Here is a 19,396-nt window from a genome sequence, read left to right as displayed (position 1 = left end):
AATGCCGACAACGAAAGGATCATCATGGGTCAGATCAATGCCGGCATCGTTCCCGTCACGCCGTTCCAGCAGAATTGTACCATCCTTTTCGATGAGGAGGACAAGGTCGGTGTCGTCGTCGATCCCGGCGGAGACGTGGATCGAATTCTTGCAGCCCTGAAGGACAATGGCATCACTGCCACAGCCATCTGGCTCACGCATGGACATATTGATCATGCCGGCGGCGCGATGGAACTCAAAGACGCGCTTGGTGTCGAAATTCTGGGCTCGCATGAGGATGACCGGCCACTGTTGGCAAATCTCGAAAATCAGGCGCACCGTTTCGGGCTGACAGGAGCCGTGCGCAACTGTGAGCCGGATCGTTTTCTGGTGGAGGGCGACAGGGTATCGTTCGGATCTCATGAGTTTGAGGTCCTGCATTGTCCCGGTCATGCGCCGGGCCATGTCGTCTACTACAATCGCGCGGCGAAATTCGCTCATGTTGGCGACGTTCTGTTTCGCGGGTCCGTAGGACGTACCGACCTGCCAGGTGGTGATCATCCTGCGCTGATCCGTTCCATCAAGGAAAAGCTTCTTCCTCTCGGAGATGACATTGGCTTCATCTGTGGTCACGGTCCGGGAGGGCGCTTCGGAGAGGAGCGGCGCTCAAATCCTTTTCTCGTGTGACGTGCTTTCAGAGACCTCAAAAGGAAAAAGGAGCGCTCTGGGCGCTCCTTTTTCTTTTGAAACGATATGATGCGTTCGGAGACTTTGTGAAAAGTCGTTCCCTTTGCCTCAATTAGCCTGGCAGAAATGCCTTTGGCCATCATATCCAAGGAACGTGCCGGAGCGCGAATCGAAGCTACGATAGCGATCCGAGCAGTACCTGTACCATTGCGGGCTCCAGGGCTCGTAGGATGCACGATAGGTGTCGTTACGATATGTGCGATACGGAGCCGGTCGCGGTTCCCGGATAACGTAGGTAGGTTCTGGCTCGTAGTAGCGAGGCTGAGAAGCCAGTGCACCACCGATCAGCGCGCCAGCGGCGAGCCCGATAACGCCGGCTGCTACAGCGTCACCTCTGGAGCGCTTGTGGTGGCGATTGTAGTCATGGCCATAATAGCCTCCGTGACCACCATAACCGCCGCGCCGCCAGTCACGAGCCTCGGCGGCGGGCAGGGCGCTTAGTGTGGTTGCGACAACTGCCGTGGACAGCACGCAAGCCTTGAAAAATCTGTTCATGACGGTCTCCTATTCGAAGCCCACCGCCGTTACCGGTTCGATGTTGCCCCGAGAGATAAGGGACCGTGCCTGAACGGCGGCTGAACGAAACGGTGTATTGTCCGTTAAACGTAACCGCCGGCCAGATGTTCCGCCGTGTATCAGCCGACGGTGAGATTGACCGCCTTGGGGCCCTTGCCGCGCTTGTCCGGCTCGGTCTCGAAGGTAACTTTCTGTCCGTCCTCAAGACCGGGAAGGCCCGAAGCCTGAACGGCAGAGATGTGGACGAAAACGTCCTTGGCACCATCGTCAGGCGTGATGAAACCGAAGCCTTTGGCGTGATTGAAGAATTTTACGGTGCCGGTCTGCGGCATGGGATGCTCCCTTATAAGTCCCACAGTCTTTATATCGGGATTGTAAAATACCCGAGGACGGAATTTGTCCTTTATTTTCACTTCAACGGCAACAGAAACTTTGAGTCTTTCGCCTCTTCATCATAGTTTCCGGCCATGAAACAGAAAAGGCGCGACCTTTGTTGTCGCGCCTCTGTCTTAACTGCATTTGCAGCCGGAATCACGCAGCGCGAAGATTGACAGCCTTGGGGCCTTTGCCCATGCGGTCAGGCTCAACATCGAAAGTAACCTTCTGGCCATCAACCAGAGTACGCAAGCCGGAGGCCTCGATCGCAGAAATATGGACGAAAACGTCCTTGGCGCCGCCATCGGGCGTGATGAAGCCGAAGCCTTTGGTGCTGTTGAAGAATTTTACAGTTCCGGTCTGGGACATTGGGAGAACTCCTTCGCCCTATCGTCATTCAGAACCTCTTTTGCCAGGGCAGTCAGAGGTCCGGTGGTTGCTCGGCGGTCATGCATTCGCGCACGGGTAACCCCCCGCCAGAACGGGGTTGTCAGAGATTCACGATATCGGGAAAAGAGTCGTCCAAAACGTTCCATTCTCCGGGATGCAAATACCCGAACATTGAACTTATCGCACGGATTTGTGACTGTGGCAAGACCGCGCCTTTTCAAAGCCAGAGCAGAGCACTCTTAGGCCAATGGAATTCAACGGCTTGCGGGCAGCATCCGGAACTGTAAGCCTTGTCACGCGTTGTTGGCGCTGCCACTAGCACACAGGAGAGGGAATTGATGAGATTCAGAAGTGTTTTTCTGTCGGGAGCTGCAGTGTTGCTGGCGTCCGGCATGCTGGCGGCTTGTGTGGCTGTAGATGATGGGCCCGGCTACAGGCCTCCGCCACCACGCCCGCGCCCGCCGGCACAGGCCTGTACCATGGAATACGCACCGGTTTGCGGCGTGCGTGGCTCGGAAAGCCGGACCTTCGGCAACAGCTGCCAGGCAAGAGCCAACGGATACAGGATCAGCCATGAGGGCGCATGCAGGTCCGGTGGAAACAGGCCCGGCTGGGATGATCGCCCCGGTTCCGATCGGCCCGGGACGCGGCCAGAACGGCCCGGCCGCCCGCAAGGAGCCTGCACACGTGAATACGCTCCCGTGTGTGCATCCAGCCGCGGACAGCTGCGCACCTTCCCGAATGCCTGCGAAGCAAGGGCAGCAGATTGGCGGATCGTCGGCAACGGCAGCTGCCGCTGATCTTTTACGATTTGAAAGGGGCGGGTCAAAAAGGTCCGCCCCTTTTTTCTAGAGCGCCTGACCGTTCTGGACATTCAGGAAGCAATCGAAGCCACCGAAGATCATGCGCTTTCCATCGAAGGGCATATTTTCCATATCTCCTTTCAGGCGTGGATCGGCCATCACCTTTTCAAGGATTTCATCGCGATCCTTGCGTGATTTGTAGACGATCCACGAAAAGATCACGATCTCATCTTCTTTGGCCTGAACGGCGCGAGGGAACGATGTAAGTTCGCCATAAGGTACGTCCTCGCCAGTGCATTCCGCATAGGCAAGGGCACCATGCTCCATCCATACGTCGCAGGCCTTGCGAGCCATTGCCTTGTATTCCTCAAGCTGGGCCTTTGGCACTGCGAGCAGGAAACCATCAACATATGACATTACTCTCCTCCTTCAGCTTTGGTCTGTTTAAGAGCTGACCGGCGCATTCATTGCCCAGGCGACCCCGAATGGGTCGCGAAGGCTGCCCCAGCGATCACCCCAGAACATCACGTCAAGCGGCATCACAACTTCGCAGCCGGTGTCGACAGCGCGCTTCCACCACGAGTCGATGTTTTCTGCCGTCAGATGAAGTTGCATCGTGCAACCCTGAACCGGCTGATGCGGATGCCCGTGTTCCGGATAGGCGTCACAAAGCATCAGACTGGAGCCGTTGACGTAGAGATGAACGTGCATGGTCCGGCCATGCTCGTCGGGTGGCACGGCATACACCTGCTCTGCGCCAAAGGCTCTCCGGTAGAATTCAGCCGCCTTCAGTGCACCGTCCACCTGGAGGTAAGGGGTGAGGCCGCCGAGCGCCTTCGGCATGGGCGGGGTCTGGGTTTTCGCGTCTGCATCGTTCATGTGCTTCTCCCGGGTTTGACATTGCGAGCCCCCACAGGACGTATGACGACGACGAGTTACGGGTGGCGGAGGTATCCGCCACCGCGAGGTTATTTCCCCGGCTTCCCAGTCTTGGAAGGACGACGCCTGCTTTTCGCGATATCGGCCGCGTCCTCGTATGAGCCGATGCCGATACGCTCCCGCCTGACGGGTTTCACATCATCCGGCTTTGCCGGTTTTCTGCCGTCAACGGGCTTTTCGGTGCGCCCTACGGTCATTTCGTCGAGCGTGTTCTTTCGGAACAGGGACTTGTCACCATCCGGGAGACCGAAATCCGAACCATGAGCTTCCTGCGCCGACTGTTTCTTGAACAGAGACCGTGAAACTGCTCCTGCCGGGGTCGGCATGTCGGTTCCAGGCCCCATATCGTCCAGCGAGGGCTTGGAGAACAGGGAAGTGTTTCCAGGTCCATCTTCCACGGCCTTATGCCGCGCGCGCCCCTTGTTATGCTTGCCCTTTTCCCGCCCCGACACCGGGCTCTCGGATTCGGCGTATTTCGCCAGCGGGTCGTCGGAAATCTGAAGCTCCAGTTCCGTGAGCCGCTTCACCTCATCGCGAAGACGGGCTGCTTCCTCGAAATTGAGGTCGGCAGCGGCATCCCGCATTTTCTTCTGCAGATGTTCCAGATGCGCCTTGAGATTGTTGCCCATCATCTGGCCGGCATCGTCTGTGAACTGAGAGATGTCGGCGCGGACATGATCCTTCTCGTAGACCGATTCAAGAATGTCCGCGATGCGCGACTTGACCGATTCCGGGGTGATGCCGTTTGCCCTGTTGTACTCGAGCTGCTTCTCGCGGCGGCGGTTGGTTTCCGCCATGGCGCGCTCCATCGAGCCGGTGATCTGGTCGGCGTAGAGAATGACCTTGCCGTCGACATTGCGCGCAGCGCGGCCGATGGTCTGGATCAATGAGGTTTCAGAGCGCAGGAAACCTTCCTTGTCCGCATCGAGGATGGCCACGAAACCGCATTCGGGAATGTCGAGCCCCTCGCGCAGGAGGTTGATGCCGACCAGAACGTCAAAGGCTCCGAGGCGAAGGTCGCGCAAGATCTCGATCCGCTCCAGCGTATCGATGTCGGAATGCATGTAACGCACGCGAGTGCCCTGCTCATGCAGATATTCCGTGAGGTCCTCAGCCATGCGCTTGGTGAGCACCGTCACCAGCGTGCGATAGCCTTTTTTCGTCGTCTCGCGGATTTCTCCGAGAACGTCGTCGACCTGCGATTTCGCCGGACGAACCTCGACGGGCGGGTCGATCAGCCCGGTGGGGCGAATGACCTGCTCGGCGAACACACCGCCGGCCTGCTCCATTTCCCAACCGCCCGGCGTTGCCGACACCGCCACGCTGAGCGGGCGCATGGCATCCCATTCCTCGAAGCGCAGGGGCCGGTTGTCCATGCAGGACGGCAAACGGAAGCCATACTCCGCCAGTGTTGCCTTGCGGCGGAAGTCGCCGCGGTACATGCCGCCGATCTGGGGGATGGTGACATGGCTCTCGTCGATGAAGACCAGCGCATTGTCCGGCACATATTCGAACAGGGTCGGCGGCGGGTCGCCCGGCGCGCGGCCGGTAAGATAGCGCGAATAGTTCTCGATGCCGGCGCAGGAACCAGTGGCTTCCAGCATTTCGAGGTCGAAGCGCGTGCGCTGCTCCAGCCTTTGTGCCTCCAGCAGGCGCCCAGCCTTTTCAAGCTCTTGCAGGCGCTGCTGCAATTCTTCCTTGATGGACTTGATAGCCTGATTCAAGGTCGGGCGCGGCGTGACATAGTGCGAATTCGCGTAGATTTTCACGCTCTTCAGGTCGCCGGTCTTGTTGCCGGTGAGCGGATCGAACTCGGTGATCGCGTCGATCTCGTCTCCGAACAGGGAGACGCGCCAGGCACGGTCCTCAAGGTGGGCAGGAAAAATCTCGATCGTGTCGCCGCGCACCCGGAAGGAACCACGCACGAAATTCGCGTCCTGCCGCTTGTATTGCTGGGCGACAAGATCAGCCAGCAACTGTCGCTGGTCGAGCCGGTCGCCAACCTGCATCTGGAAGGTCATGGCCGTATAGGTTTCGACCGAGCCGATACCATAGATGCACGAAACCGAAGCGACGATGATGACGTCGTCGCGCTCCAGCAGCGACCGCGTGGCCGAGTGGCGCATGCGGTCAATCTGCTCGTTGATGGAGGATTCCTTCTCGATATAGGTGTCCGTGCGCGGCACATAGGCCTCGGGCTGGTAGTAGTCGTAGTACGAGACGAAATACTCCACCGCATTGTTCGGGAAGAATTTCCTGAACTCCGCATAGAGCTGGGCTGCCAGCGTCTTGTTGGGTGCCAGGATCAGGGCAGGGCGCTGCGTCTCCTCGATCACCTTCGCCATGGTGAAGGTTTTGCCGGAACCGGTCACGCCAAGCAGGACCTGCGTGCGGTCGTCGTTGGCAATGCCCTCGACCAGATCCCTGATAGCCGTCGGCTGGTCGCCGGCGGGCTGGAAGTCGGATTCCATGCTTATCGGAATGCCGCCTTCAGATTTTTCCGGCCGGGCAGGGCGGTGCGGGGTCCAGATCTTGCCGTTCTTGTGCAGCGGATTGCCGCTTTCGATCAGGTCGGACAAGGCCTGTACCGTTGCGGTGACCGCGGACTTGGGCAGGGAAGCGGCATCTTCCAGCGAGATGTCGAGGCCCGCCACCGGGTTCAGACCTGCTGCAGCGCGGTCCTTGGCGGAAGCTGCTCCGCCCATCGAGGTGCCACGCGCCGTGCGCGTGGGCGAGGCGGAGCGCGGCGCGACTTTCTTCGCTGTTTTGCCAGAGGCTTTATCGGTACCCTTGCCTTGAGTTGCAGATAGTCGCTGCTGTTCGGCTTCCTGCGAAATCTGCTCCGCCCAATCCGCTATTGAACCAGACAGAGGTGCTCCCGAAAATTCGCTCTGCGGTGCTTCGGCAAAACCGCCGTCGCGCAGCGGTTCGCTGGCGTCATGAAAGTCGGTAAGAGGACTGCGCCGCTGGGGCTGCGCCGGTTTCGGGGAGGATTTGGACATAGGCCGAATATGGGTGGACTCGCCGCAAATGGAAAGGGGCAGCGGAACACAAGCCTGCGGCCGGGCCTGCTGCCCGGATGCTCTGCTGACAGCAGGTTGTCAGCAGCCTTCAACCAAAGCGCAATTTCATGAGCACGATGGCGCCCACGAAAAGAAGCGTGAGTATGTTGGCGACAATAACCGGCCAGGAGCCGATGAGCACGCCGTAGACGGCCCAAAGGGCGACACCTGCAGCTATGGCGCTCGTGGCTGCCAGCGAAATATCGTCAGCCTTGCGCTCGCGGGCAAGCTTGACGACCTGCGGAACCCAGCCGAGCGTCGTGATGAGCGCGGCACACGCGCCTATGGCTTCGATCCAGTAAAACAAGGTGGAGGCTCCGATAAGCGCCACTGCCGATATGGCAGATTTGCCTCCCGCTGGAAAGCTGGTTCAGAGGCTGGACCAATGAAACAAAATGTGTTCGCAGGCATTTTTTTGCCTGCGCGCCGTGATCGGCTCGGGCTCTGCAATCGGGCACCAGTGTGGCTGTCATGCTTTATGTCTGGTGGAGTGCAACCGATTCCTTTTGAAGGCAAAGACCTGTCACAGAGTGACGATGGGCAAGATGCTGAATGGCCGGCAAAGGTGCCAATGTGTCAGAATTAAGTCGCTGATAATGTTTAGAAAAGTTATCTTTCGTGATTTGAAATCGGGATCGGGTCACATAGCTTCCGGGTGTCGCAGGGCAGTTCGCATGCCGGGTTGCCTGAGGAAAACCGCCAAAAACGGAGTATCCGACATGAAAAAGACACTCGCCACCGCCGCTGCCCTTCTCGCACTTCTCAGCACCGCATATGCGGCAACCGTGCAGGGCACGATCCAGGCGGTCGACCCGGAAACCAAATCGATCACGCTGGATGACGGCAAGATCTATCAGTTGCCACCGGAAGCCGCGGTCGACCAGTTGTCGGTGGGCGTCAATGTCGTGGTGACCGTAGACGATACGACAGGGTTGGTGACGTCGATCGAATCTGCTTCGTAAGAAACCAGTTCAGACAACGAGTTTCAGCCGGTCCCCGCAGGGGCCGGCTTTTTCATTACCTGCATGATGAGCGTGTTGAATGTGGAAAGGAATTGCTGCCGTCACGGCCGTAGTCCGGTGACGGCGGGTGAAGCAGCTTGTGATACGCAGGCTGAGGCATCGATACGCTCTTCTGGCAAATCGATTCCGGAAAATACGGCAATCACTTGATTTTGCGCAGGGTTTTCTTCCGACTGTTGACGTGTCGCCATTGGATGGCTACGCCATGAAAGCGAAAAATCCGGAGGTCAGGCATGGTGCAATATGTGAACGGCGCGCCGCAGGGGGAGCTCACGCTGCGCACATTGGCTATGCCCGCCGATGCCAATGCGGCCGGCGATATCTTCGGCGGCTGGGTGATGGCACAGATGGATCTTGCCTGCGGCATCAGAGCAGCCGAACGCGCGCGTGGCCGCGTGGTGACGGCGGCTGTGAAGGAAATGTCCTTCGCAAAGCCGGTCAAGATCGGCGATACACTGTGCATTTACACTCGCATCGAGCGCGTCGGCCGCAGTTCGATGACGTTGAAAGTGGAGGCCTGGGCCCAGCGCTATCTGTCCGAGCTCATGGAAATGGTCACGCATGCCGATTTCGTCATGGTGGCGCTGGACGACGAAGGCAAGCCGACCCGTGTTCCGGGCGAGTAACTTCGCTTCCACTCGTCATTTCACGGTTGCATCGAAACGCGCCCGGGCCTTGTTGATCCGCTCTGTATTGGCGCGGGCCCATTCGCTGAGCGCGGTTACGGGAACCAGAAGCTCGCGGCCCAGATCCGTCAGCTCGTAATCCACCCTCGGCGGTATGGTGGGAAAAACTGTGCGCGTTGCGAAGCCGTCGCGTTCCAGGCTGCGCAGGGTGGTCGTCAGCATCTTCTGCGAAATGCCGCCAATTGCACGCCTCAGCTCGCTGAATCGCATCGGCCCTTTGCCGAGTGTCGTCACGACCAGCACCGTCCATTTGTCGCCGACACGTTGCAGGAGCGCGCTGATGGCGCGGCAATCCTCACTGCGGTGATCGTGCCTTGGTTTCAAAAAAGTGCCTCCTTGCGCTGATGCTCCAAGGTTACATAAATAGTGTCGGTTTCTTTTTTATACCACTCTAAACGGAGAATATGCATGCCGTCTTCCAAAGTCAGGCTCGCCGTCGTCATCGGCTCCATCCGGGAAAAGCGCTTTGCCGAAAAGCCTGCTCGCTGGATCGCCGATCTCATCAATCAGAGGGACGATGCAGAAGCTGAAATCGTCGACCTCAAGGATTATCCGATGGCATTGTTCGCGGAGGATGCGTCACCGCTGTGGGCGCCTTCGAAGGACGAGCATGCCCGCCGCTGGCAGGAAAAGCTGGAAGAGTTCGATGGCTATGTTTTCACGGCGGCCGAATACAACCATGCGCCGACTGGTGTGCTCAAGAACGCCTTCGACTATGCCGGGGCACAGGTGTTTCGCAAGCCTGCCGGTTTCGTCGGCTATGGCGGCGTGGGTGGAGCGAGGGCGGTGGAGCACCTGCGGCAGATCGCAGTCGAGATGCAGATGGCTCCCGTCCGCGCGGCCGTCCATATCCTGCGCAACGATTTCGTCGCAATCCTGCAGGGACAGGACATTGCGGACCTGGCCCATCTGAAGGAAGGCGCGGATGCGCTTCTGGAGGATATGGTATGGTGGGCCAGGGCGTTGCGCGCCGCGCGCGTGGCCGAAGCGCAGGTCAAGGCAGACTGACGGCACCGGCAGGAAAAGAGGGCCTCGGTTGTTTCCGGGGCCCTTTTCTTCATTTTCAGCTTGCAGCTGGCAGTTTGGTAGCCAGAACCTTGTCTATGCGGCGGCCATCCAGATCGACCACCTCGAAACGCCAGCCCTGTGCATCGACCGTTTCGCCCGTGGCAGGCAGATGATGCATATGTGACAGAACATATCCGGCAACGGTTTCGTAGTCGCGATTTTCCGGCAGATCGATACCGATCATGTCAGCCATTTCATCAGCCTGCATGTAGCCGGCCAGCAGCCATGAACCATCCTCACGCTGGAACGCGGTTTCGTCGGAATCGTCCTCATCCAGATCGGAGCGGAAGACGCCGGTGATTGCTTCCAGAATATCCGCTGGCGTCACCACGCCTTCAAAGTGGCCGTATTCGTCATGCACGAGCGCCATCGGCATGTCGGCTTCCTTGAGCTTTGCAAGCACATCGAGCGCGTCGGCCTGATCGTGGACGATTGGCGCCTGCTGCACATGCTTGCGCGCATCGAGCGGTTTGCCGGCGAGCAGAGTTGCGAGGATATCGCGTGTCTGCACCACGCCTATCATGTCGTCGACATTGCCGTCGGCGGCGGGCAGGCGCGAGTGCGGGCTTTCCATCAGCACCCGGCGAATCGTGGCCTCGTCAGACTGGACGTTAAGCCAGTCGACATCGGTGCGTGGGGTCATGACCGCGCGCACCGCCCGGTCACCCAACCGCATCACGCCGGCGATCATGCGCCGCTCGTCGGATTCGATGGTGCCCTGATGCTCCGCCTCGGCAACGATCATCTTGATTTCTTCGTCGGTGACCTTCTCTTCGCTCTCGCCGCGCTGGCCAAGCAGCCACAGCACTGACCGTCCTGAAAGGTCCAGCAGCCATACCAGAGGAGCGCAAACCGTCGCCAGAACGGACATCGGCCCGGCGACCTTCGAAGCGATGCGCTCAGGATCGCGAAGCGCGATCTGCTTCGGCACGAGTTCGCCGATGATGAGCGAGGCATAGGTGATGAGCGCTACCACGATGCCGACGCCGAGCGGCTGCGCAACTCCGGCCGACATGCCTGAAGCAGCAAGAAGCTTGGAGAGGCGGTCGCCCAGGGTAGCACCGGAGAAGGCACCCGAAAGCACGCCAACAAGCGTAATGCCGATCTGGACGGTCGACAGGAACTTGCCCGGGTTGGCGCCCAGTTCCAGCGCGCGCGCTGCGCCGCGGACATTTCGGTCGACCATCGTCTTGAGGCGCGCCGGACGAGACGAAACGATCGCAAGTTCCGACATGGCCAGCAGGCCGTTCACGCAGATGAGGACGACCACGATGGCGATTTCAGTGTATAGCATGAATGCTCATTAGCACCCCGGAGCCCCTCTGGAAAAGAGAGCAAATCAGCCGCGCTGATTGTTATGCGCATCAACGATGCGTTATCTGCAGGCCCGGTAGCCGTTTCTGCGGTTTTTTATGTCGAAATGAAAATGGTCGCGGTGATCGTAGTTGTAGCCGGGACCAAGAACCGTGGTGAAATACGAACAACCGTCGGCGCGAACGGTGTTGAGCAGGCCGCGCTCGCGGAACGCGAACAGGCCTGGTTTGCGAACGTCTATGAGTTTGCCATTGTTCAGCTCGATCGCCATCACGTCCAGCGCGTTGCCTTTGCCATGCTCGGACAGAACCCCTTCGCCGCGTATCTTGCGGCAGGAATAGCTGGAGCCTTGCCGTATCGATTTGACGCCGGAAAGATAGCGCCAGCGTGCGGCCGGTGTCAGTTCGTTTCGGGTCCAGCTGGCGAAGCTTGCGACCATGGCACAGGTCAGCGTCGCGGCTGGTTTCATTTCCACGCCGCCGATTGCCGTTACCTTCACGGGGTGATCAATGCCGCATTGGCCACCGTCATTGATGGGCGCGAGATCGGTGTAGGCCACGCGCAGCCGTTTCAATTCCTTGCGGCATTCCACCTCGTCCTGCGGAAGCTGGGTTGTCTGCGGCATAGGCTGGTCGAAACGCGGATAGGCTGCCGTCAGATAGGGGTTTGACGGTACCAATGCCTGCATGCCGACCCCTGCCTGCACAGCAGACGTCTGTGTTCCAACGTCTACGGCAGGCTGAAGATTGAGGACGCTGCCGGTGTTGCAGGCTGACAAGCCGGTGATTGCGGCAAAGATGGCGATGCCGGTGGAGAGCCGGACAAGGCGCCGCAAGAAGGGGGCGCCGGGTGCTGCGCTGGGGGATTTCCCGGCCATGACGAACCAAACTCTGTTCCCTTGGAATGCAAAGCTTAGCTGTGAAGGGTAAAGGAAAGATCAGCGGCGGCGTTCATGCCTGTGGCGGCATTGGGGCGGGCTTACTGACAAAAAACGGAACCGTTGCGGCGTGGGGCCAGATCGAGATGCAGATGCGTTTCATGATCGGGGTCGCTGCCGGGTCCGAGAACGGTCCTGAAGGGTCCGCAGGCGGCCTTTCTGACATGGTCGAGAAACTGGCGCTGTTTTGCGGCGGGCGAAGGCTGGACTTCGATCCTGCTGCCATCTTTCATGGTGAACGCTGCTATATCGAGCGCATTGCCAAATGCGTGCTCGGACAGTTTCGAACCATTGTGGCGCGGGCGGCAGACATAGGCCGAAGCGTGACTAATGCCTGCAAGATCGGCGCCCGCAATGTCGCGTGCCGCGGGCTCGACAATGTCGGCGGTGAAACGCGCGACAGTCTCGGCGAGATCGCAATTGAGTTCGGCTTCGGGCGACAGTTCCACGTTTGTGGCCAGTCTGGTGACGACAATGGGGTAGGGCAGAGCACAGCCAGCTTCCGAATCCCGCTCGGCAGGCTTTTCCCTGAAAACGACGCCCATTGTGCGAAGCCTTGCCCGGCATGCCAGTTCATCCGCGGGCATCTCTTTTGCCGCAGTTGCAGCCGAACGCGGATCTGGTGGAAGTGAGGGCTTCTCATCAGGCGTTTTCTGCGACTGGTCAGGCGGTGCAGGCTTTGCCTCGGGTGTGGGTGCGCGGTCCGGCGGGGAGATTGCTTCTGGCGCATCATCAGGCCGGTTTTGGGGGAGCGGTGTCTGCTGTTGTTCCGCCTGTTCGGGAACAGGTGCATTTCGGGGAAGTTGGGGCGGCTTTTGTCTGGTAAAAGCAGGTGCTGCCATCAGGCATATGGCAGTCATCAGGGAAAGCAGGGTGAAGCGGATATGGATCATCCAGCGACAACGATGAAAGTGCGGAGGCAGTTGCCGCTGGCATGATCACCTTCGGTAACCGATTGTCTCGGCGGGCCAGTCCGCGCCGTCGTGCATTCGCGCGAAGATTCCGAAAAGGTGCGTACTTCATTGAAAGAAGAGTCTTTTCGGTCGGATTACGTCAACTCTGGCTGTCGTGCAGTCGGCGATTCCAGTCTTCAACCTTACGGCTGGCTATTCGTCTTTCGGCAAGCTCACACCACGAGGATGCGAGTTCCGGCAATGAAGCGAGATCGCGCAGAGAATCGAAATCCATTGTCCGCGTGTAAAGAAGTTCGATGATGCGCGCCAGGGACCAGCAAGGCTGTGGCCGTTCCAGCAGAACGAGACTGTCGCCCGCGGCCGCATGACCTTCCTCAAGAACGCGATAATACCATCCCGTCCGTCCGCTTTTCTGAACTCTCAGCGCCATGTCCGACCGATCGAAACGCGCATTCAGCCGCCAGCAAGGCTGGCGTCCCTGGCTAACCTGAAGCAGGGCGGAGCCGAACCGGTAAACATCTCCTATGCAGACATTCGCTTCCGACAGGCCAAGCGTCGTGATGTTCTCGCCGAACGCGGGAGCGTTGGCCACGATTCCGTCCTCGCTCCAGGCCGCATAATGGTCGGCGGGATAGTGATGGACCGCCTTTTCCGGGCCGCCATGGTGACGCGTGTCGCCTTGATTGTCGCCCTGCAACCCGGTGGCCGTTATGGCGATCTGGCCACAAACCGGCTTCTTGTCTATGCCGCTCGGCACCTGCCGGGGACCCAGCGGCGCTAACTCGCCGATGAAGAGCGCTTCAACGACAGCAATGGCTGGCTCCTGTGCCAATAGGGTATTTCTCAGTGAAAGCACTACTCTGTCCTCATCGAACGCCAGTTCGAGAAAGGCAGCAGGCCGACCAGATGTCGAACGGCTCCCCGGGGTTTTCTTGCCGTGCGAAAATCAAAATTCTTTCCTGCTTGCTTCATGCGTCTTTCAACGGCGGTGCGGTTTGGCGTCCATGTTTCCATGACGTTCAGCTTTGGCCAGTTCACGTGGGATTGACAGGGCCAGCAGTGCAATTGAAATGGCGCAATCTCTTCTGCTTCATTGGATTATCCCGTTGGCTTCGCTCCTGTCTCCCAAGGTTCTGCCCATCCTGATGCTGCTTGCCTCGAATGTCTTCATGACCTTCGCATGGTACGGACATCTGAAATTCAAAGGTGCAGCAATCTATACGGTTGTGCTGGTGAGCTGGGGAATTGCTTTCTTCGAATATTGGCTGGCGGTGCCGGCCAACCGGATCGGTGCGGAGGTTTATTCAACCGCAGAATTGAAGACGATTCAGGAAGTCATCACGCTTGGCGTATTCGCTGTGTTCTCCGTGGTTTATCTGAAGGAGGCTTTGACATGGAACCACCTTGCAGGGTTTGCGCTGATTGCCTGTGGCGCTGCGTTGATTTTTAGAGCCTGAGCATTAGCCGGGAAAACGCCCTCCATTTTTAGCACGTGAAAAACCTTCAGCACTTGCTATATTGTGACGAGAATCCAAAATTTGACGGTTCCGTCGGTTTCCTGACGGACCGTTTTCTTTTTGTCGAAAACCCGCGGAAAAAGTGCGGACGGCAGGAAAGGTGAAGCTATGAACAAGGTGCCGATGACAGGCGGTGGTTTTGAGGCTCTCAAGGAGGAGCTGCGTTGGCGTCAGCAGGATGAACGGCCTCGCATCATCGAAGCAATTTCTGAGGCACGCGCACATGGTGACCTTTCAGAGAACGCCGAATATCATTCTGCCAAGGAAGCGCAGAGCCTGAACGAGGGTCGCATCGGCGAGCTCGAGGATCTGATCGCACGTGCCGAAGTCATCGATATCAGCAAGCTGAGCGGCGACAAGATCAAGTTCGGAGCTACCGTGGTTCTGGTGGACGAGGACACCGAGGAAGAAAAGACTTATCAGATCGTCGGCGATCAGGAAGCGGATGTGAAGGCGGGTCGCATTTCCATTTCTTCTCCGATCGCACGTGCGCTGATCGGCAAGGCGGTTGGCGATGCGATCGAGGTCAATGCACCGGGTGGCGCGCGTGGTTATGAGATCGTCGAACTGCGCTGGGCGTGAGCCTGCTGCCGGATAGGAAATCCCGGATCATGGGCAAAACGCTGGTCGATCTTGCGCAGATCCATGTGGTCGTGCCCAATTTCAAGCAGCGCCTCTCCGGTGTTACGAGCACAATCATCCAGCTCGTGCCATTGCAGGCCCGGGAGATCGGTATCGCAACGCTGGGGCCGGGCTTGCCCGACCATCTCCCCAGGTTGCGATGGTGGCAGGTGCCGGGGCTTCTGCGCCGACCGAAGAATGCGCCGGTTCGCGTGTGGCATGCGCGCCGCAATCCGGAAATGCTGGCCGGAGTGGTGCTGAGAGATATATTTAGGGCGCCGATGAAGCTTGTCTTCACCTCAGCATCACAGCGCCATCACAAGCGCTGGACGAAGTTCCTCATCCGCCGCATGGATGCGGTGATCGCGACCAGTCGCAAGACCGCTGCTTATCTGGAAGTTCCAAACACCGTGATCATGCACGGCATCGACACGGAACGCTTTCACCCATCCGCGGATCGCAGAGAGGCCACGAGTGGACTCGGTCTGGATCCGAAGCAGCTCTATGCTGGTTGCTTTGGCCGTGTGCGGCATCAGAAAGGTACCGACCTTTTCGTCGATGCCATGATCGGTTTGCTGCCGAAGTATCCCCAATGGTCGGCAATCGTCGCCGGTCGTGCGACTGCTGAACATGCGGGTTTCGAGGCTCATTTGCACGCGCGCGTGGATAAAGCCGGGCTTTCCGACCGGATCCTTTTTGTGGGGGAGCACAAGGACATCGAACGCTGGTATCGCGCTCTGTCGCTGTTCATCGCTCCGCAGCGCTGGGAAGGTTTTGGCCTCACGCCGCTGGAAGCCATGGCCAGCGGCGTGCCGGTGGTCGCCACCGACGTTGGCGCATTCTCCGAACTGATCGAGGATGGCGTGACAGGATCGCTCATACCCCGCGACGATACCGATGCGATGATGGCGGCTGCGGCCCAATGGATGGGCGACGATGTCAGACGAAACGCTGCGGCAATCGAAAGCCGTGCGCATGTTGCATCGCGTTTCAGCATAGAACGGGAAGTGGGATCACTCGGTGGCGTCTATGGATCCGTTATACGTGACCTCTGAATTTTTGCGATATGTTGCGAGAGCAACGGCATATCCGGCATTTCGTTGATGCGGAATCTTCCATGACCACAGAAGCCAATATACGTCCGACCGTCACCGCTGTCATTACCAGCTGTCGACGGTTCGATCTTCTTGAAAAGACGCTTCGGAGTTTTCTCGAGCACAACGACTATCCGCTTGAGGAACTGATAATCATCGAAGATTCGAATGATCGCGGCATCTATGAGGTGCAGCCCTTATTGGCTGGGCTTTCTCATCGTATCATCTTCAACGATGGGAATATCGGGCAGATCGCGTCAATCGACAAAGCCTATGCTGACATCACATCGGACTACATCTTCCACATGGAAGATGACTGGCTATTCACGCGCAGAGGTTTTATCGCCCGGGCCGTTGAGATACTCGAACAGGAGCCGCAGGCGATCATGGTGACGGTGCGCGACGATGCCGACATGCCTCGCTATGTCCGTAGCCTGAAGACAAGAAAAACCGCCACGGCAAATTATAAGCTTGCCTTTCCGGCTTTGCATTTTCTTTGGCACACTTTCACGTTCAATCCCGGCTTGCATCGGACCAGCGACTACCGGGCGATAAATGGCGGATACAGGGCGCTTGGAGACGAGGCATCTATCAGCCGACACCACAAGGCCAGCAATCGCGACATGGCATGGCTGATCGGCGGTGGCGCGCGCCATACAGGGGACGAGCGCTCCAACTACGGGAGTGGGTGGGGCTATAGGGAGACAGCATCAGGCAACGGCATACTTCGTCTGTTCAGGTGGCAGAATCTGCATAAATGGCGAGAATCTCTCAAGCGGAGATTCTGGCACACACTTCGTCTGATAGGGATCGATACGGAGCCGTTGCAACGTAGGAGAAAAGGCTGATCATGCAGTTTATCAAAACCTATGTGATCAATCTGGACAGTGGCACTGCCCGCCTCGAAACCGTTAGCCGAATGCTTGCTTCCTTCAGCATGGATTTTGAGCGTGTCCCCGCATTCGACGGCCGCAAGCTCGATCTTGACGGCATTGCCGATTATGATGCGGGGTGCGCGGAACGCTATATGGGCCGAAGCTTGGTTGGTGCGGAAATCGGATGCTACCGTAGCCATCTCGCGGCTGCCGCGCAGTTTCTGCACTCGGATGCCCAGTATGGATTGATCTTAGAGGACGACATATTGTTGCGTTGCAACCCTATTGCGCTTCTTGAAAAAGCAATTGCGACATTGGAGAGCGTAGATAAAAATTGGCTACTGCTCAATATTGGCGCTAATAAGTCCAAAATCACCAGCCGGATCTCGGACTATGACATCGATGGCTACCGATGTAGTCTGGTAGCTGCTCATTATTTTCCTATGATGGCCTGCTCGATCGTTTGGTCGCGGGAGGGAGCTAGGCAATTTGTCGAAAACCACGGCAAAATCTTTGCCCCTGTCGACAATTACTTTCGCTATTGGCTGACCCGTGCCGGGCATGGATATGCCTTCTGGCCGGCGCCGGTAACTACTACCGATGCGGAAAGCCAAATTGCAGCATCGGATGGCGGCAAGCGCAGTAGATATGGCCGCAAATGGTATTATGGCTTCTCCAAGCAGAAAAGGTTGCTTGAGGACAAGATTATCGCAATGAAAATGCGAAAAAATTTTCGCGATCTGATAGCGAAATCATCTATTTTAGAGTAGCCACGATATTCAAGTTTTCTAGTGTTATTTTTCGATAGAAAGGCTGCGGTATTTATCCAATCCTCACCGGCACCTCGTCTTTCACTTTGCGGATGGTAAGTGCCGTGCGCACCGTGTCCACGTTGGGTGACGAGGTTAAATCTTCAATCACGAAGGTCTGGAAAGTACCGATGTCGCTGGTCACGCAGTGGAGCAGGAAGTCGGATTCGCCTGATACCATCCACGCCTCGCGCACGATCGGCCAGTTGCGGGTGCGCTCGGCAAAAGCCTTGAGTTCTGTTTCGGCCTGATGCTTCAGGCCCACGAGGCAGAAAGCTACCACCTCCATACCCAGAGACGGGGCGTCGAGCAGGGCGCGGTAGCCGCGAATAATGCCGCTTTCTTCCAGGCGTCTTACACGGCGGAGACAGGGAGGGGCGGAAATGCCCACCCGTTGCGAAAGTTCGACATTGGTCATGCGACCATCTTGCTGCAATTCGCGCAGGATTTTCCAGTCGATGGCGTCGAGGTCGGCCTTCAGGGTCATGCGATCATCTCTGCGCAAGAATCTATCGTCATCTGGTAATTAAACAACTTTTTATGATGCGCCAGCGGTTTGTCGTTACCCTGCGAATTCCGTCAGTTTCTGGCGAAGCTTTCCGGGGACACTTTGTCGTTTGCCTTGCTGGCTTGGCTGCAAGCACTTACATTGCGGCATATTTCGATTTGCGTATCTGTCGGGCCGTCTTGGCGGTCCATCATCTGCAAGGCAACGCCATGACCGTCAAGCATGCTCCCGTTCTCATCATCGGCTCCGGTCCGGCTGGCTATACGGCTGCCATCTATGCGGCGCGCGCCATGCTGAAACCCATGCTCGTCGCCGGCCTGCAGCAGGGCGGCCAGCTCACCATTACGACGGAGGTGGAGAATTACCCCGGTTTTGCCGAGCCGGTACAAGGTCCATGGCTGATGGAGCAGATGCTGAAGCAGGCCGAGCATGTCGGGGCGGAAATCGTCAATGACATCATCATCGAGGTGGATCTCGATGCGCGCCCCTTCGTGGCGAAAGGTGATTCAGGCACGGTTTATACGGCCGATGCCCTGGTTATTGCGACGGGTGCTCAGGCAAAGTGGCTGGGAATCCCTTCCGAGCAGACCTTCATGGGCTTCGGCGTATCCGCATGTGCCACCTGTGACGGGTTCTTCTATCGTGGCAAGGATGTCGCGGTCGTTGGTGGCGGCAATTCGGCCGTCGAGGAAGCTCTCTATCTTTCCAACCTTGCCCGCACTGTCACCGTCATTCATCGCCGCAATGATTTCCGCGCCGAACGCATTCTGCGCGAGCGGCTTCTTGCCAAGGACAACATCAAGGTGATCTGGGATACGGTTGTTGACGAGATCACGGGTCGTCCCGGGCAGGCGCCACTTCCACCTTCCGTGGATGGACTGAAGCTGCGCAATGTCGTGACTGGCGAAGAAAGCCGGTTGCCTGTCGATGGCGTGTTTGTGGCCATAGGCCACGCGCCGGCCGTAGAACTGTTCGCCGGCAAGCTGAAGCAGAAGCCAAACGGCTATTTGTGGACAGAGCCGGATTCGACCCGTACCAACATTCCAGGTGTGTTTGCTGCCGGTGATGTCACCGACGACATCTACCGTCAGGCCGTAACGGCGGCCGGAATGGGCTGCATGGCTGCGCTGGAAGCGGAAAAGTATCTGGCAGGCATCGAAGCGCACAGGGACGCGGCGGAATAGCCGTAAAAAATCCCAACTCTTCCTTCAGACGCCGAC

General features: G+C 58.1%; 24 protein-coding genes. 11 read left to right on the top strand and 13 right to left on the bottom strand.

Features of this window, described 5'->3' with window-relative positions; all coding sequences use genetic code 11:
* The first annotated feature begins 24 nt into the window (after positions 1–24).
* Positions 25–666: an MBL fold metallo-hydrolase gene (locus tag AC5XE7_RS11640; RefSeq protein ID WP_495366155.1), complete on the top strand. Its 642-nt coding sequence runs from the start codon at positions 25–27 to the stop codon at positions 664–666.
* Between the two features lie 108 nt (positions 667–774).
* Here the strand turns inward: AC5XE7_RS11640 and AC5XE7_RS11635 are convergent, their stop codons facing one another.
* The 3 genes from AC5XE7_RS11635 to AC5XE7_RS11625 form a co-directional block, all read right to left on the bottom strand.
* The gene (locus AC5XE7_RS11635; RefSeq protein WP_495366154.1) at positions 775–1,221 is read right to left on the bottom strand and encodes a BA14K family protein; all 447 of its coding nucleotides are present in this window, start codon (positions 1,219–1,221) and stop codon (positions 775–777) included.
* Between the two features lie 140 nt (positions 1,222–1,361).
* The gene (locus AC5XE7_RS11630) at positions 1,362–1,574 is read right to left on the bottom strand and encodes a cold-shock protein (protein ID WP_056105658.1); all 213 of its coding nucleotides are present in this window, start codon (positions 1,572–1,574) and stop codon (positions 1,362–1,364) included.
* 199 nt (positions 1,575–1,773) lie between these two features.
* Positions 1,774–1,986, bottom strand: a complete 213-nt coding sequence (locus AC5XE7_RS11625; RefSeq protein ID WP_183832580.1) for a cold-shock protein — start codon at positions 1,984–1,986, stop codon at positions 1,774–1,776.
* A 359-nt stretch (positions 1,987–2,345) separates the two neighbouring features.
* On the opposite strand from AC5XE7_RS11625, the gene AC5XE7_RS11620 reads away from it, so the two are divergent.
* On the top strand, positions 2,346–2,807 hold the full coding sequence (locus AC5XE7_RS11620; protein WP_495366153.1) for a Kazal-type serine protease inhibitor family protein: 462 nt from the start codon (positions 2,346–2,348) through the stop codon (positions 2,805–2,807).
* 48 nt (positions 2,808–2,855) lie between these two features.
* On the opposite strand, the gene AC5XE7_RS11615 is transcribed toward AC5XE7_RS11620, so the two are convergent.
* The 4 genes from AC5XE7_RS11615 to AC5XE7_RS11600 form a co-directional block, all read right to left on the bottom strand.
* The gene (locus AC5XE7_RS11615; protein ID WP_495366152.1) at positions 2,856–3,227 is read right to left on the bottom strand and encodes a DUF1428 domain-containing protein; all 372 of its coding nucleotides are present in this window, start codon (positions 3,225–3,227) and stop codon (positions 2,856–2,858) included.
* A gap of 27 nt (positions 3,228–3,254) precedes the next feature.
* Positions 3,255–3,689, bottom strand: a complete 435-nt coding sequence (locus AC5XE7_RS11610; RefSeq protein ID WP_183832578.1) for a VOC family protein — start codon at positions 3,687–3,689, stop codon at positions 3,255–3,257.
* An 89-nt stretch (positions 3,690–3,778) separates the two neighbouring features.
* Positions 3,779–6,751 (bottom strand): excinuclease ABC subunit UvrB, encoded by a 2,973-nt coding sequence (uvrB, locus tag AC5XE7_RS11605; RefSeq protein ID WP_495366151.1) that lies wholly within the window; start codon positions 6,749–6,751, stop codon positions 3,779–3,781.
* 109 nt (positions 6,752–6,860) lie between these two features.
* A complete protein-coding gene (locus AC5XE7_RS11600; RefSeq protein ID WP_210307442.1) occupies positions 6,861–7,118 on the bottom strand; it encodes a SemiSWEET family sugar transporter in 258 nt (85 codons plus the stop codon).
* Between the two features lie 412 nt (positions 7,119–7,530).
* On the opposite strand from AC5XE7_RS11600, the gene AC5XE7_RS11595 reads away from it, so the two are divergent.
* Positions 7,531–7,773 carry a DUF1344 domain-containing protein gene (locus tag AC5XE7_RS11595; RefSeq protein ID WP_495366150.1) on the top strand — a complete coding sequence of 81 codons (243 nt, stop codon included), beginning with the start codon at positions 7,531–7,533 and terminating at the stop codon, positions 7,771–7,773.
* A 293-nt stretch (positions 7,774–8,066) separates the two neighbouring features.
* Positions 8,067–8,459, top strand: coding sequence for an acyl-CoA thioesterase (locus tag AC5XE7_RS11590; RefSeq protein ID WP_183832575.1), 393 nt, complete (start codon positions 8,067–8,069; stop codon positions 8,457–8,459).
* Between the two features lie 15 nt (positions 8,460–8,474).
* On the opposite strand, the gene AC5XE7_RS11585 is transcribed toward AC5XE7_RS11590, so the two are convergent.
* Positions 8,475–8,843 carry a winged helix-turn-helix transcriptional regulator gene (locus AC5XE7_RS11585; protein WP_495366149.1) on the bottom strand — a complete coding sequence of 123 codons (369 nt, stop codon included), beginning with the start codon at positions 8,841–8,843 and terminating at the stop codon, positions 8,475–8,477.
* An 84-nt stretch (positions 8,844–8,927) separates the two neighbouring features.
* Between AC5XE7_RS11585 and AC5XE7_RS11580 the strand changes: the two genes are divergently transcribed.
* The gene (locus tag AC5XE7_RS11580; RefSeq protein WP_495366148.1) at positions 8,928–9,527 is read left to right on the top strand and encodes an NADPH-dependent FMN reductase; all 600 of its coding nucleotides are present in this window, start codon (positions 8,928–8,930) and stop codon (positions 9,525–9,527) included.
* A gap of 55 nt (positions 9,528–9,582) precedes the next feature.
* Here the strand turns inward: AC5XE7_RS11580 and AC5XE7_RS11575 are convergent, their stop codons facing one another.
* The 4 genes from AC5XE7_RS11575 to AC5XE7_RS11560 form a co-directional block, all read right to left on the bottom strand.
* Positions 9,583–10,881 carry a hemolysin family protein gene (locus AC5XE7_RS11575; RefSeq protein WP_495366147.1) on the bottom strand — a complete coding sequence of 433 codons (1,299 nt, stop codon included), beginning with the start codon at positions 10,879–10,881 and terminating at the stop codon, positions 9,583–9,585.
* Between the two features lie 81 nt (positions 10,882–10,962).
* A complete protein-coding gene (locus tag AC5XE7_RS11570; RefSeq protein WP_495366146.1) occupies positions 10,963–11,736 on the bottom strand; it encodes an extensin-like domain-containing protein in 774 nt (257 codons plus the stop codon).
* Between the two features lie 143 nt (positions 11,737–11,879).
* Positions 11,880–12,425, bottom strand: coding sequence for an extensin-like domain-containing protein (locus tag AC5XE7_RS11565; RefSeq protein WP_495917770.1), 546 nt, complete (start codon positions 12,423–12,425; stop codon positions 11,880–11,882).
* A gap of 466 nt (positions 12,426–12,891) precedes the next feature.
* A complete protein-coding gene (locus AC5XE7_RS11560) occupies positions 12,892–13,584 on the bottom strand; it encodes an MOSC domain-containing protein (protein WP_495366144.1) in 693 nt (230 codons plus the stop codon).
* Positions 13,585–13,858: 274 nt separating this feature from the next.
* On the opposite strand from AC5XE7_RS11560, the gene AC5XE7_RS11555 reads away from it, so the two are divergent.
* The 5 genes from AC5XE7_RS11555 to AC5XE7_RS11535 all read left to right on the top strand — a co-directional run bounded on the left by AC5XE7_RS11555 (position 13,859) and on the right by AC5XE7_RS11535 (position 17,629).
* Positions 13,859–14,209 (top strand): DMT family protein, encoded by a 351-nt coding sequence (locus AC5XE7_RS11555; protein ID WP_239801046.1) that lies wholly within the window; start codon positions 13,859–13,861, stop codon positions 14,207–14,209.
* A gap of 168 nt (positions 14,210–14,377) precedes the next feature.
* Positions 14,378–14,851, top strand: coding sequence for a transcription elongation factor GreA (greA, locus tag AC5XE7_RS11550; RefSeq protein ID WP_183832569.1), 474 nt, complete (start codon positions 14,378–14,380; stop codon positions 14,849–14,851).
* A gap of 41 nt (positions 14,852–14,892) precedes the next feature.
* Positions 14,893–15,945, top strand: coding sequence for a glycosyltransferase family 4 protein (locus AC5XE7_RS11545; RefSeq protein ID WP_495366191.1), 1,053 nt, complete (start codon positions 14,893–14,895; stop codon positions 15,943–15,945).
* Between the two features lie 62 nt (positions 15,946–16,007).
* Positions 16,008–16,832, top strand: a complete 825-nt coding sequence (locus AC5XE7_RS11540; RefSeq protein WP_495366143.1) for a glycosyltransferase — start codon at positions 16,008–16,010, stop codon at positions 16,830–16,832.
* A gap of 2 nt (positions 16,833–16,834) precedes the next feature.
* The gene (locus tag AC5XE7_RS11535; protein ID WP_495366142.1) at positions 16,835–17,629 is read left to right on the top strand and encodes a glycosyltransferase family 25 protein; all 795 of its coding nucleotides are present in this window, start codon (positions 16,835–16,837) and stop codon (positions 17,627–17,629) included.
* A 52-nt stretch (positions 17,630–17,681) separates the two neighbouring features.
* On the opposite strand, the gene AC5XE7_RS11530 is transcribed toward AC5XE7_RS11535, so the two are convergent.
* On the bottom strand, positions 17,682–18,155 hold the full coding sequence (locus AC5XE7_RS11530) for an Lrp/AsnC family transcriptional regulator (RefSeq protein WP_183832566.1): 474 nt from the start codon (positions 18,153–18,155) through the stop codon (positions 17,682–17,684).
* A 230-nt stretch (positions 18,156–18,385) separates the two neighbouring features.
* Here AC5XE7_RS11530 and trxB point away from each other — a divergent pair, with 230 nt between their 5' ends.
* Positions 18,386–19,360 carry a thioredoxin-disulfide reductase gene (trxB, locus tag AC5XE7_RS11525; protein WP_239799262.1) on the top strand — a complete coding sequence of 325 codons (975 nt, stop codon included), beginning with the start codon at positions 18,386–18,388 and terminating at the stop codon, positions 19,358–19,360.
* The last annotated feature ends 36 nt before the right edge of the window (positions 19,361–19,396 follow it).

The organism is Aquamicrobium sp. YD-1-mutant5 (assembly GCF_059509755.1).
Note: the sequence above shows the minus strand (reverse complement) of the source record. Positions and strands in the feature narration are given on the sequence as shown.

What these genes read in the sequence shown, in the direction of transcription:
- AC5XE7_RS11590 (WP_183832575.1), top strand. Translation starts at nt 8,067, where the DNA reads ATGGTGCAATATGTGAACGGCGCGCCGCAGGGGGAGCTCACGCTGCGC.
- AC5XE7_RS11540 (WP_495366143.1), top strand. Translation starts at nt 16,008, where the DNA reads ATGACCACAGAAGCCAATATACGTCCGACCGTCACCGCTGTCATTACC.
- AC5XE7_RS11530 (WP_183832566.1), bottom strand. Translation starts at nt 18,155, where the DNA reads ATGACCCTGAAGGCCGACCTCGACGCCATCGACTGGAAAATCCTGCGC.
- AC5XE7_RS11580 (WP_495366148.1), top strand. Translation starts at nt 8,928, where the DNA reads ATGCCGTCTTCCAAAGTCAGGCTCGCCGTCGTCATCGGCTCCATCCGG.
- AC5XE7_RS11640 (WP_495366155.1), top strand. Translation starts at nt 25, where the DNA reads ATGGGTCAGATCAATGCCGGCATCGTTCCCGTCACGCCGTTCCAGCAG.
- uvrB (WP_495366151.1), bottom strand. Translation starts at nt 6,751, where the DNA reads ATGTCCAAATCCTCCCCGAAACCGGCGCAGCCCCAGCGGCGCAGTCCT.
- AC5XE7_RS11535 (WP_495366142.1), top strand. Translation starts at nt 16,835, where the DNA reads ATGCAGTTTATCAAAACCTATGTGATCAATCTGGACAGTGGCACTGCC.
- greA (WP_183832569.1), top strand. Translation starts at nt 14,378, where the DNA reads ATGAACAAGGTGCCGATGACAGGCGGTGGTTTTGAGGCTCTCAAGGAG.
- AC5XE7_RS11595 (WP_495366150.1), top strand. Translation starts at nt 7,531, where the DNA reads ATGAAAAAGACACTCGCCACCGCCGCTGCCCTTCTCGCACTTCTCAGC.
- AC5XE7_RS11630 (WP_056105658.1), bottom strand. Translation starts at nt 1,574, where the DNA reads ATGCCGCAGACCGGCACCGTAAAATTCTTCAATCACGCCAAAGGCTTC.
- AC5XE7_RS11635 (WP_495366154.1), bottom strand. Translation starts at nt 1,221, where the DNA reads ATGAACAGATTTTTCAAGGCTTGCGTGCTGTCCACGGCAGTTGTCGCA.
- AC5XE7_RS11615 (WP_495366152.1), bottom strand. Translation starts at nt 3,227, where the DNA reads ATGTCATATGTTGATGGTTTCCTGCTCGCAGTGCCAAAGGCCCAGCTT.
- AC5XE7_RS11565 (WP_495917770.1), bottom strand. Translation starts at nt 12,425, where the DNA reads ATGCCCGCGGATGAACTGGCATGCCGGGCAAGGCTTCGCACAATGGGC.
- AC5XE7_RS11575 (WP_495366147.1), bottom strand. Translation starts at nt 10,881, where the DNA reads ATGCTATACACTGAAATCGCCATCGTGGTCGTCCTCATCTGCGTGAAC.
- AC5XE7_RS11625 (WP_183832580.1), bottom strand. Translation starts at nt 1,986, where the DNA reads ATGTCCCAGACCGGAACTGTAAAATTCTTCAACAGCACCAAAGGCTTC.
- trxB (WP_239799262.1), top strand. Translation starts at nt 18,386, where the DNA reads ATGACCGTCAAGCATGCTCCCGTTCTCATCATCGGCTCCGGTCCGGCT.
- AC5XE7_RS11610 (WP_183832578.1), bottom strand. Translation starts at nt 3,689, where the DNA reads ATGAACGATGCAGACGCGAAAACCCAGACCCCGCCCATGCCGAAGGCG.
- AC5XE7_RS11620 (WP_495366153.1), top strand. Translation starts at nt 2,346, where the DNA reads ATGAGATTCAGAAGTGTTTTTCTGTCGGGAGCTGCAGTGTTGCTGGCG.